A 12,379-nucleotide genomic window follows, 5' to 3' on the forward strand; every position below is an offset into this window, starting at 1 on the left:
TCGGTTTTTACCTAATCACGGTAATTGTTTATAACACGCTTAACGTCTCTTTGAAACCTGATCGGCCTCTTTTGCATATGTCTTTTTGTTTCCAGTCGTTCACTTCGTATAACCCTTCAGAGGCCGCCATATACTGAAAGCAGTGATCGAAAGGAGTGAGCCAATGGAACTGTTTACAGTGTGGACCAATACAGACGGAGATCAAGAAACCGACCGTTTTTACGAAGTGGTCAAAAGTAGAACCAAGGGACTACATATGTCACGGCGCGGATTTCGATTCACTTTCAGACAGCTGGACAACAAAGTGGCATGGACCTGCAAGGGCACTGAAAGCAATTCAGCGTTTGAAAGCTTTCTTCCCTGTGTATACAGCATCATGTCTTCGGCCATAGCGGATTATATTATCGAAGTCAGGGAGTGGGGGATTCTCGATCATATTCTCAACAAAGCCTGCTCGTTGCTGGAGAAAGAGGACGTTGAACAAATTCGTAGCATGATTCGCTCACTGTTAAATGATGATGGTCCCCGAGGACGTTTAAAGCGCCATGGTAAGCTGACCACCCTCTTGGAAAAGGACTTTAAGGAGCTTCGTGTAATCAATTTGGAAGGGCTTATTCAATTCAGACTGCATGCGTACAAAAAAGAGCTTGAAGAAATCGTTGACTATGCGATGGAAGAATTCTGGGCAGATCGGCAATACGAAGAATTTATGGGGCTGCTTAAATATTTTGTGTTTTTTCAGGAGAGCAAAGTTCCACTCGTGCATGTACTTCACCAAGGCGGGCATGATTTTATCATTCTCGATAGTGCCATGGTGCCCATACCGACTCCTGATGCAGATGATATTATTGTGGAAATGCCCGGTATTGAACTGGAGATGGAAGTTGAAGATCGAATCGTCAGCACTCTTATTTCGATATCTCCTGCTTCCATTATATTGCACACAGACGATGAGCACACCCCTATTGTGCGGACGCTTCTGCATATTTTTGAAGACAAAGTGAAGCTAAGCAGACTTTATCCGGGGCAGGATGTTCAAAAATAATTAATAGTCCGTATAAACTCATGGATTTCTGGAAAGCCTTTGCCTCAAGGGGAGGTTTTTTATGAGATCCATGTTGGTATGGAAACGGGTTTTGGGAACCATGTTAATCGCAATCTGTCTGGTATTATCCGGCAATGAGGTTTACGGTCACAAAGAACCGGTCCAGCATAAGAAATGGCAATCCGCACCTGTTATAGCTCCACGCGAAGAGCAGGTTATTACGACCATGACGGTCACGGCAACAGGTTATACAGCAGGGTATGAATCCACTGGCAAACGGCCGAATCATCCCGGTTACGGTATCACGTATTCCGGTGTAAAAGTGCGTCGTGACAAAAATACACTGTCCACGATTGCGGCTGATCCGAAGATGTTTCCATTGGGCAGCATATTGTACATTCCAGGTTACGGTTACGGGATTGTAGCAGATACAGGTTCAGCGATTAAGGGCAATAAAATTGACTTGTATTTTAAAACAATCCGGCAGGTGTATTCTGAATGGGGCAAGAAAGATGTGGATGTTCAAATCATAAAAAAAGGAAACGGCAAGTGTACCGAAAAAATGATAAAATCGCTGCAAAAGGCGATAGAAACGCATAAGACCATTCCGCCCGAGACACTGGATGCTTCCATATAATCCTTGAATATTGTTTTTCCTGACTTCACATACTATGTTTCGGGATGAGCTTATCCCGCAAACCATACTGGGAGGTCGAGGAATATGCCAAATCAAGGCGGTAGTTCTTTCATGAACAAAGGCTTCAAGGCAAACACAGGAAATCAGTTCAAAGCGGAATTTGCACAAGACGATACGGTAGGCGTTGTTTCTCAAAAGGTGAAGCAGTCTGAACAAAATAAAATTCAAGACAACTTCCAAACACCAAATGAGAAGTATGACGAAGAATTTGCAACAGATCAAGGCGGTACAAGTGCAGTAGCGCAAAAAGTTCAAAACTCCAGTCGCAGCAAAATTCAAAGCAATGCACAAACACCGAACGAAAAGTTCGACGAGAACTTTAACACAAAATAAAAAGCATACTCAACACGAAATGCTCCGGATTGAATTCCGGGGCATTTCGCGTTGAGTAAAAGTAGCTAGATACAATAGGTCTGAGGTTTTATCTCCTTTTTAATTTTTTTTAAGGTGGAATTAAGGTTTAAAGTGCAAAATAAAGTCAGCTAAACAACACCACCTTGAAGCATAGGGTTTGGGAGGAGATATACAATGGACGAATTTAAAAATAATAATTCCGGGCGCCGGAACGACAATGATCAGGTTGATAACGATAAAACAACTCGGCCAAACGATTCAAATGGTTCCTCATATTACTATTCCTATGGCCCTTTCTCCTCAGTGCAGTCGGACGGACAACGCAGGGAAGGGCAGTCGGTGGAGGACGTTGAGATTACGCCACCGCAGGCAGTGAGACCGCTTCCTTCCTCTTATCAACGTGCTATGCCTGAGCAACAGGATGGTTCTGGTCGGAATAGCGGCAACTGGCAATTTAAACCGAATAAGCCCAAATCGCAGGTAAAAACGATTTTGTTATCTTTTTTAGCCGGAATGCTGGTCATTACGGTATTGATGTATACAGCTGACCGAACCAATATGTTCACACCGGAGACAGCGTTGACTTCGGCGGCAGCTGAAAGCGGAGAAACGACGAATTCGGGAACCACTAACTCGTCTCCAAGCGCAGTTCCGGCTGTGATGCCTTCAGGTACGGCTGATGTTCAATCTGTTGTAGCCAAGGCTGGCCCGGCAGTCGTCAAAATTGAAACACTTGCCAAGCAATCTAGTGCTGGAAGCGGCAGACAAAGCAGCCCTTATTACAATGACCCGCTGTATCAATACTTTTTCGGTAACCAGTATGGGGATAGTGGCAGCAGCGGCAATAGTAATGAAAATGAAGGCAGCAACAGTGGACAGCTGACTCCGCTGGGTATTGGTTCCGGTTTTATTTTTGATAAATCGGGTTACGTCCTGACTAACAACCATGTTGTGGAAGGCGCGAGTGTGGTACAGGTTACAGTAGAGGGAACCAACAAGCCTTACGAAGCCAAAGTTTTGGGCAAAAATGCAGATCTAGATTTGGCAGTTCTTAAAATTGAAGGCAAAAATAACTTCCCGACCGTAACCTTGGGAGACTCCGATAACGCTAAAGTCGGCGAGTGGATGGTTGCAATCGGTAACCCAGAAGGCTTTGAGCATTCGGTAACAGCCGGTGTGCTAAGTGCGAAAGAACGTACCATCACCATTAATAGTGAGTCAACTGGAAAACCGACACAATACAAGCATCTCATTCAAACGGATGCCTCCATTAATCCTGGTAACTCTGGCGGACCGTTGTTAAATCTGCAAGGGCAGGTTATCGGTATGAACGTAGCTGTTAGTGCAGATGCACAGGGGATCGGGTTTGCAATTCCGTCCAATACGATTTTGGAAGTCGTCGATAAGCTGAAAAATAACCAGCCTATTCCGAAAGAACCTGTACCTTTCATTGGTGCAAGTCTGTTGAACTTGAGCCCTGAAGTAGCCAAGGAATTGGGTACATCTCTGACCGAAGGCTCGGTTGTTCGGGATATTATATACAAATCACCAGCATATCAGGCCGATCTACGTCCTTATGATGTAATTATCGGAGCTAATGGCACGCCTTATAGCACATCACAGGAGTTAATTCAATTCATCCAAAAACAAAAAGTGGGTACAGCACTTACGCTTAACATCGAACGAGCCGGGCAGAAAAAAGATATTCAGCTAAAAATAGGAAATAAAAATGACTTTAGCTCGACTCTTCAGCAGTAAGAGAATAACTCTAAAATTGAACATGAACGTAAGAAACGGAAGGAAAACGACCCTTCCGTTTCTTGCTGCATGGGGTGGCAAGATGCTACACGCGTTTACTCCTGCTACAATAGAGGGAAAAGAAGAAGAGATAAAGGAGTTTGATCGTGTATGCGTTCTACTATTCTGATTATTGATGATGATGAAAAAATTGTATCCATGCTGCGCAGAGGGCTGGCTTTTGAAGGATATGAAGTGCTGACAGCCGCCAATGGAGCAGAGGGATTAAATAAAATGCTAACAGCTGAGCCTGATTTGGTCGTGCTCGATGTAATGATGCCGCAGGTCGATGGTTTTGAGGTTTGCCGTCGTATGCGGGAGGGAGGAAGCACGGTACCTGTCCTGATGCTTACAGCTAAGGATGAGGTGGAGAACCGGGTGAAGGGTCTGGACCTGGGGGCTGATGATTATCTCGTGAAGCCGTTTGCTCTGGAGGAGCTGCTGGCACGCGTACGAGCGCTTTTGCGGCGTAAAACTGAACAGCAGGACAATAATGGGAATCGGCTTACCTTCGAGGATTTACAACTGGATAACGAATCACGTGAAGTAGTTCGTGGTGGCAAACGCTTGGAACTGACGGCCAAAGAATTTGAACTACTCCATCTGTTCATGCAAAACCCAAAACGCGTTCTGTCGCGTGATCTGATTATGGATAAAATTTGGGGCTATGACTATAGCGGAGAATCAAATGTGCTGGAAGTATATATTGCCATGTTGCGACAAAAAACGGAGCAGGATGGTGGCAAACGGCTTATTCGTACCATTCGGGGAGCTGGCTATATTTTAAGAGGTGATGTGTAATATGTCTATTCGGTGGCGGCTGACAGCTTGGTATTCGAGCATCTTGGCTATAGTGCTTGTCATTTTTGGTCTGGCTATTTACGGACTAGTATATTACTACACATATAATGAAGTGAAAAGTCAGCTTATGACTCAGGCGCCACAGATTAACAAGCAATTACGCCTTATTATAAAAGGGGGATTGTTTGAGGTCCCTAATCTGGATTTGGGATTGGAGCAGGGGCGTGGAATAGATGACTCACAGCTCTATGTTCAAATTTACAATTATACGTCCGGTGTAACCAAAACGACCCAAAATATGAAAGACCTCAGTATCACCTTCCCTGTTCCGTCTACAGCGGCAGGAGCAGTTCAAAATGAAGGAATTCGGCGTGTGAACGTAAATGGTGATTCCTTTATGATTATTCAACAGCCGATCAAATCCGAGGAGTTGGGCTTGGTGGTCGGGCTGCTACAGGTAGGGCAATTCACGGGCTCTCAGGACCGACTTATGAACAGGTTACAAAATGTGCTTGTGTACGGTTCACTATTTGCCTTACTCGCTGCTGCGACCTCTGGTCTCTTCCTGGCTCGTAAATCTATGAAGCCGCTGGTTAAGGTCATTGAGGGGGCCAATCAGATTCAATCGAGTAATGATTTGAGTGTTCGGATTGAATATGACGGACCACCAGATGAAATTGGACAATTGATCGGGACGGTTAACAACATGCTGGGGCGTACAGAAGTGTTCTACAAGGAACTTGAAGATGCATATGGTGCGCAGCGCCGGTTTGTGGCCGATGCTTCCCATGAACTGCGCACACCCTTGACGACGATTCGTGGCAACGTTGATTTTCTGCTCAAAATGTGGACTACCGAACCGGGCGAGCGACCGAATATGGATGAAGCCATGATTCGCGAGCTTTCCATGGAGGCGCTGAATGACATGGCGGATGAAGGCAAGCGAATGAGTCGCTTGGTGAGCGATATGTTGTCACTTGCAAGAGCGGACACGGGGAAAACATTCGATAAGATGCCTGTTGCGCTGGAGCCGCTCGTAAACGAGGTTGCTCGTCGTGCTCAGTTTTTGGAGCGAACGGCCGAATGGAATGTGGGCGACTTTTCGTTGTTGAATGGTATTTATATGGACGGAAGCAAAGATTATTTGCAGCAAATGCTATTCATTTTCATTGATAATGCTTTTAAATATACGCCTGAAGGCACAGTCCGATTTGATGCGATTGTTTATCAGGGACAGGTAGGGCTACGGATCAGTGATACAGGTATTGGTATGGACAAAAGTGAGGTTCCCTTTATTTTTGACCGGTTTTACCGGGCAGATGAGTCACGCGGCGTGACAGAGGGAATTGGCTTGGGATTATCTATTGCCAAGTGGATTATTGATGAACATCAGGGGTCTGTGGAAGTGGTTACGCGCCAAGGAGAAGGAACGACCTTTGTCATTTGGCTTCCAGTCAGCTTTTCCGCGCCTTTGGAATAGGCTATAATAGGAGGGGAACTACATCATAGATTGGCCGGTAGAGGCATAAAAGCCCACAGCTGTCCAGTTATTGGGGCTGTATACTGTGTCGAAGAAAGTGGGGGCTATTTTTGGAGGTACTCAGAATTTCGCCCCGGGGTTACTGCTACGGCGTAGTCGATGCCATGGTATTGGCTCGTCAGGCAGCCAGAAATTTGGACTTACCCCGGCCTATTTATATACTAGGCATGATTGTTCATAACAGTCATGTCACCAATTCCTTCGAAGACGAAGGAATCATTACATTGGACGGACCGAACCGCATGGAGATTTTAAGCCAGGTAGAGAGTGGTACTGTCATTTTCACTGCTCATGGCGTATCACCAGAGGTTCGCAAGCTGGCACGAGACAAGGGATTGACTACGGTTGACGCAACCTGCCCTGACGTGACGAAGACACATGATCTGATTCGGGAGAAGTCTGCCGAAGGCTATCAGATTATTTATATTGGCAAAAAGAATCATCCAGAGCCAGAGGGAGCTATCGGTATTGCTCCTGACCATGTTCATCTGATTGAAAAGGAAGAAGAGATTGACAGTCTTACACTGTCAGCAGGCAAAATCCTGATTACGAATCAGACGACCATGAGTCAATGGGACATCAAGCACATAATGAAAAAGCTTCTAGAAAAGTACCCAGGTGCCGAGATACACAATGAAATCTGTTTGGCGACACAGGTACGTCAGGAAGCGGTAGCTGAGCAGGCAGGACAGGCGGATCTGGTAATCGTGGTCGGTGACCCGCGAAGCAACAATTCCAACCGATTGGCTCAGGTGTCAGAGGAAATAGCTGGTACTACGGCTTATCGTATTTCTGATATAACCGAGCTGAAGAGGGAGTGGCTTGAGGGTGTAGCCAAAGTAGCTGTGACCTCCGGGGCTTCAACACCTACGCTGATTACCAAAGAGGTCATTACGTATTTGGAACAGTATGAAGCGGATAACCCGGAAACATGGGAGATTCAGCGAACCATTGATATGAAAAAACTGCTGCCTCCTGTACGAGAAAAGTCAAAAACGACGAAATAGTATGTCATTGATTACAGCCGTTATTCGGATACAAACATCCGGGTAGCGGCTTTTTTCAAATTGTTTAAGTACCGATATTATTCAATTAGATCAGCTTCACTAAGTCAAAAAATAGAACTATTCGGGATAATTAAGCCTTGACGAGGCAAGTTAAAACAGGTATAGTTGCTTTAACGAATAAAAGCTTAAAAGCGAACAAGCGTCTAAGTGTCATAACATTATTCTATGTGGATAATAAAATATGGTTTATAGAGAGGAAGAAAAAAATGATCGTTATCGCTGGTGTTCAAACACCTGAAGAACATATTCAAGCTATTGTTGAAGTGATTGAAAAAGAAGGATTGCAGGCTCATGTATCCCGAGGATCGGATCGTACGATTATCGGACTGATTGGTAGCGTAGAGCCGAAGCTGGCAGAACATCTACGCCAAATGAAGGGTGTAGAAAATGTAGTTAAAATTTCGAAGTCCTACAAATTGGCCAGCCGTGATTTTCATCCGGAAAATACGGTGATCTCCATCAAAGGTGTAAATATCGGCGGCGGCGAGCTTGTCGTTATGGGGGGACCATGTGCTGTTGAGTCTGCTGCACAGATCGATGAAATTGCCGGATTGGTCAAAGCTGCAGGCGCGCAAGTCCTTCGTGGAGGTGCCTTTAAGCCGCGTACAGGGCCATACAGCTTCCAAGGAACGGGTGTAGAAGGTTTAATCATGATGGCTGAGGCGGGGCAGAAGCACGATCTCTTGACCATCACAGAGGTCATGACACCTGAATACGTAGACATCTGCGCGGAATACGCCGATATTCTGCAAGTAGGTACACGTAATATGCAAAACTTTGATTTGCTGCGCAAGCTGGGTACTTGCGGCAAGCCAGTATTGCTCAAGCGAGGTTTCAGCTCGACTTATGACGAGTTTTTGAATGCTGCCGAGTACATCTTGGCAGGCGGCAACCCGAACGTTATGTTATGTGAGCGCGGTATCCGTACATTCGAAACCTACACTAGAAATACGCTCGACTTGTCCGCGATCCCTGTTTTGCAACAGTTGAGCCATTTGCCGGTCATTTCCGATCCTAGCCATGGCACAGGTAGACGTGAACTGGTTGTTCCTATGACGAAGGCTTCGGTAGCAGCGGGAGCGGATGGTTTAATTATTGAAATGCATACAGACCCTGACAACTCGATGACGGGTGATGGTGTACAGTCCCTATTCCCGGATCAATTTGCAGATTTACTAAAAGATTTGGAACTGTTGGCTCCTGCAATTGGAAAAACATTCCATACACCTAGTGCTGTATCTTAAAACTAATTATTAACATTAATGCATAAAAGTTTTGCCGGAATGCAGTGAATAAGAGTAAAATCACCTAAAAGCCCGATGTTTCGGGCTTTTTGTATTGTTCAAATGTTATCAAGGGCGTAAGCATATCTAACATTAGTTTAAAAAATACCTTACATAGCTATTGACCCGTGTCATGTTTGAGATTTATAATGACGACAGAAAAAAACATTCGATCATGAACATTTCAGGGTTGTATAAGACTTAATGTTCGGAAAAATTGGGAGGAAGAAGACATGTCCGTTGAAAACGTATTGAAAACAATTCAGGAAAATAATATTGAGTGGGTAGATTTTCGTTTTGTAGATTTGTCTGGTCGTGCTCACCATATTTCATTGCCAGCTTCCGAAGTAGATGAAGAAACATTTGTTAACGGTGTTGCTTTCGACGGTTCTTCCATTCCCGGCTATCGTGGCATTGAGGAATCCGACATGGTTATGCTGCCCGATCCAGAAGCGGTTTTTATCGACCCTTTCACTCAGCATCCTACACTGAATATCCTGTGTGATATTGCTACGCCAGACGGCGAAAAATATGACCGTGATCCTCGTGGTATTGCCAAAAAAGCTGAGGAATTTCTGCAATCCGCAGGAGTGGGTACAGCGGCATTCTTTGCACCTGAATCTGAATTTTTCATCTTTGATGATGTTCGCTACGAAAGTGGCATGAACAGCTCCTCCTTCTTCGTAGATTCCGAGGAAGCAGCTTGGAACACGAACCGTAAGGAAGAAGGCGGCAACCTGGCCTTTAAAGTGGGTGTGAAGGGCGGCTATGTACCGGTAGCACCAGTAGACACCCAGCAAGACATTCGTAGTGAAATGTGCCGTTTGCTTGAAGAAGCAGGTCTGAGAATTGAGCGCCATCACCATGAGGTGGCTACGGCAGGCCAAGCGGAAATCAACTTCCGTTTTGATACACTCAAGAAAACAGCAGACAACCTGCTCGTTTATAAATACATTGTACACAACACAGCGCGTCAATATGGTAAAGTGGCAACATTCATGCCGAAACCGATTTTCGGGGACAACGGAAGCGGTATGCACGTTCACCAATCTATTTTCGATGGCGACACTCCTTTGTTCTACGAAAAAGGTGGTTATGCTAATCTGAGCGAAATGGCTCTTCATTACATTGGCGGTATTCTGTACCATGCACCTGCGTTGATCGCTTTGACCAACCCAAGCACCAACTCGTTCAAACGTCTCGTTCCTGGCTACGAAGCGCCGGTTAACCTGGTATTCTCCAAAGGTAACCGTTCTGCGGCTGTACGTATTCCAGTAGCGGCTGTAACGCCTAAAGGCTGTCGAATCGAGTTCCGTACACCAGACTCCACAGCTAACCCATACCTTGCTTTCTCAGCAATGCTGATGGCGGGTCTGGATGGCATCAAGCGCAAACTGAACCCAGTCGAATTGGGCTATGGTCCACTCGACACTAACATCTATGAGCTGTCTGACGCTGAAAAAGGCAAAATCCGCAGTGTACCTGGTACACTAGATGAAGCTCTGGACGCTCTGGAAGCCGATTACGAATTCCTGACTGAAGGCGGCGTATTTACGAAGGACTTTATCGATAACTATGTAGAGTTCAAACGTTCTGAAGCTAAATCAGTGAACATCCGTGTTCATCCACATGAATACAGCTTGTATTTTGACTGCTAATACTACATTGATAGCATAGCAGATTTGAATAACACTCATTAGCCTGCGGGGAATAGTTGTTGTTCAAGATAGGTCTCCGGTCTTATGCCGGAGACCTTTTCCCATTATGATAAATACTACAAAATGAAGATGTTAAATATATTAACATTCACAGCTTTGTCACATCATAAAGGAAATCGGAAACATTTTTATACAAGTCTTGAACGCATTTATGAATACTGCTATCATAGCGATAATATCCACACCAGAGTAGAGAAGGGATGGGAAATTGTTGAGTAAGAGAGCCTACAATTTTAATGCAGGACCAGCGGCATTGCCGCTCAAAGTACTGGAACGTGTACAAGCTGAATTCGTAGATTTCCAGGGGACAGGGATGTCCATCATGGAAATGTCTCACCGTGGAGCCGTGTATGAATCTGTCCATAATGAAGCGCAGGAACGTCTGCTATCTCTGCTGGGCAATCCACAAGGCTACAAGGTGTTGTTCTTGCAAGGGGGCGCAAGCACGCAGTTTGCCATGCTGCCTTTAAATTTCTTAGGCGAAGGACAGATCGGAAGCTATGTAATGACAGGCAGCTGGTCGGACAAGGCATATAAAGAAGCTAAGCTATTGGGCAAGGCTCACATTGCCGCCTCCTCCGCTGATGAGAAATTCATGCGTCTTCCGAATGTGGATTCCTTGGACTTGCCTGAGAATACTGCATATGTGCATATGACGTCCAATGAGACGATTGAAGGTACACAATTTAAGCAATTCCCGGATACGGGTTCCGTACCGCTGATTGTGGACATGTCCAGTGATATTTTTTGCAAGCCTTTTGATGTTACTCAATTTGGATTGATTTATGCTGGTGCGCAAAAAAATCTGGGACCTTCTGGTGTAACGGTCGTGGTTGCCCGTGAAGAGCTACTGGCTTCCTCACCAGGCAATATTCCTACGATGCTGCGTTACAGTACTTATGAAAAGAATAACTCTCTCTACAATACTCCCCCGTCCTTTGCCATATACATGGTGAATGAAGTGCTCAAATGGATCCAGGAGGAAGGCGGTTTAGAAGGCATCGAGCGTGTGAATCAGCAGAAAGCTGATCTGCTATACGACCGTATTGACAGAAGCGAAGGCTTCTATCGTGGTTGTGTGGACAGCGCTGATCGTTCTATTATGAACGTAACCTTCCGCCTTGCGAATGAGGATCTGGAAAAACAATTTATTAAAGAATCCGAACAAGCGGGTTTCATCGGATTGAAGGGGCATCGCAGTGTAGGAGGGCTTCGCGCCTCAATCTACAATGCGGTTCCACTGGAGAACTGTCAAGCATTAGCCGAGTTTATGGATGGATTTAAGCAACGTAACAGTTGATTATACAGACATATATTTCGATACACGATATTTGATATCGAAAAAGTAAAAATAAAGCCTTCCCTGAATGTGTATAGGGGAAGGCTTTTAGTGGTGTAGGGAAATTGATATTTTTTTGTCGTTTGATGTCTATATCCCTCTGATTTTGTTAAAATGAAGAAAGTGTATGTTTTCAGTATACACATTTTAGTTAGACTTTAGGTTATTTGTCTAATGAATTTAATAATGAAAGGAACGAAAAACTGATGCCATTACATATTGTGCTTGTCGAGCCGGAAATTCCAGCTAACACAGGGAATATTGCCAGAACGTGTGCAGCAACCGGAACTCATCTGCATCTGGTTAAGCCCCTGGGCTTCCGTACCGATGATGCTACGTTAAAACGGGCTGGGCTTGATTATTGGTATGCTGTTCATATTGAGTATCACGATTCTTTTGCTGAAGTACAAGAGAAATATCAAGAAGGTCGCTTTTTTTATGCGACGACAAAGGCAAAACAGCAGTATAGTGATATTGAATTTCAGGATGGAGACTTTTTGGTGTTTGGTAAAGAAACGAAAGGTTTGCCTCCTGAACTGTTAGCTGCTAATCCTGATACATGTATCAAGATGCCTATGTCAGATAAAGTAAGATCTCTAAACTTGTCGAATTCCGCTGCGATTATCGTATATGAAGCGCTGAGACAATTGGATTTTCCAGGTTTATCGTAACGAACATCAATCGATCAAGTATAAATGCGAATAAAGAACCAGGACCTTAGTTGCTGATAAAAGTTGC

General features: G+C 44.8%; 11 protein-coding genes. All 11 read left to right on the forward strand.

From position 1 onward, the window contains the following. Positions 1-163 precede the first annotated feature (163 nt). The 11 genes from HFE01_RS02960 to trmL all read left to right on the forward strand — a co-directional run bounded on the left by HFE01_RS02960 (position 164) and on the right by trmL (position 12,312). Complete coding sequence (locus HFE01_RS02960) at positions 164-1,045, forward strand: putative sporulation protein YtxC (protein ID WP_016820511.1); 882 nt, start codon at positions 164-166, stop codon at positions 1,043-1,045. Between the two features lie 61 nt (positions 1,046-1,106). Continuing rightward, positions 1,107-1,682, forward strand: coding sequence for a 3D domain-containing protein (locus tag HFE01_RS02965; protein ID WP_016820510.1), 576 nt, complete (start codon positions 1,107-1,109; stop codon positions 1,680-1,682). A gap of 84 nt (positions 1,683-1,766) precedes the next feature. Further along, the gene (locus HFE01_RS02970) at positions 1,767-2,075 is read left to right on the forward strand and encodes a hypothetical protein (RefSeq protein ID WP_016820509.1); all 309 of its coding nucleotides are present in this window, start codon (positions 1,767-1,769) and stop codon (positions 2,073-2,075) included. Positions 2,076-2,270: 195 nt separating this feature from the next. After that, positions 2,271-3,854 carry a S1C family serine protease gene (locus HFE01_RS02975; RefSeq protein WP_019686771.1) on the forward strand — a complete coding sequence of 528 codons (1,584 nt, stop codon included), beginning with the start codon at positions 2,271-2,273 and terminating at the stop codon, positions 3,852-3,854. 150 nt (positions 3,855-4,004) lie between these two features. After that, positions 4,005-4,694 (forward strand): response regulator transcription factor, encoded by a 690-nt coding sequence (locus HFE01_RS02980; RefSeq protein WP_016820507.1) that lies wholly within the window; start codon positions 4,005-4,007, stop codon positions 4,692-4,694. 1 nt (position 4,695) lies between these two features. Next, complete coding sequence (locus tag HFE01_RS02985) at positions 4,696-6,174, forward strand: sensor histidine kinase (protein WP_017426656.1); 1,479 nt, start codon at positions 4,696-4,698, stop codon at positions 6,172-6,174. 110 nt (positions 6,175-6,284) lie between these two features. Then, on the forward strand, positions 6,285-7,241 hold the full coding sequence (locus HFE01_RS02990) for a 4-hydroxy-3-methylbut-2-enyl diphosphate reductase (protein ID WP_025364457.1): 957 nt from the start codon (positions 6,285-6,287) through the stop codon (positions 7,239-7,241). A 266-nt stretch (positions 7,242-7,507) separates the two neighbouring features. Beyond that, positions 7,508-8,545, forward strand: coding sequence for a 3-deoxy-7-phosphoheptulonate synthase (gene aroF, locus HFE01_RS02995; RefSeq protein WP_017426658.1), 1,038 nt, complete (start codon positions 7,508-7,510; stop codon positions 8,543-8,545). A 272-nt stretch (positions 8,546-8,817) separates the two neighbouring features. Next, positions 8,818-10,242 (forward strand): type I glutamate--ammonia ligase, encoded by a 1,425-nt coding sequence (gene glnA / locus HFE01_RS03000; protein WP_016820503.1) that lies wholly within the window; start codon positions 8,818-8,820, stop codon positions 10,240-10,242. Positions 10,243-10,510: 268 nt separating this feature from the next. After that, a complete protein-coding gene (serC, locus tag HFE01_RS03005) occupies positions 10,511-11,602 on the forward strand; it encodes a 3-phosphoserine/phosphohydroxythreonine transaminase (protein WP_016820502.1) in 1,092 nt (363 codons plus the stop codon). Positions 11,603-11,847: 245 nt separating this feature from the next. Next, a complete protein-coding gene (gene trmL / locus HFE01_RS03010) occupies positions 11,848-12,312 on the forward strand; it encodes a tRNA (uridine(34)/cytosine(34)/5-carboxymethylaminomethyluridine(34)-2'-O)-methyltransferase TrmL (RefSeq protein ID WP_017426659.1) in 465 nt (154 codons plus the stop codon). Positions 12,313-12,379 lie beyond the last annotated feature (67 nt).

The organism is Paenibacillus sp. EKM10P, assembly GCF_011800655.1.
Lineage (GTDB): Bacteria > Bacillota > Bacilli > Paenibacillales > Paenibacillaceae > Paenibacillus > Paenibacillus polymyxa.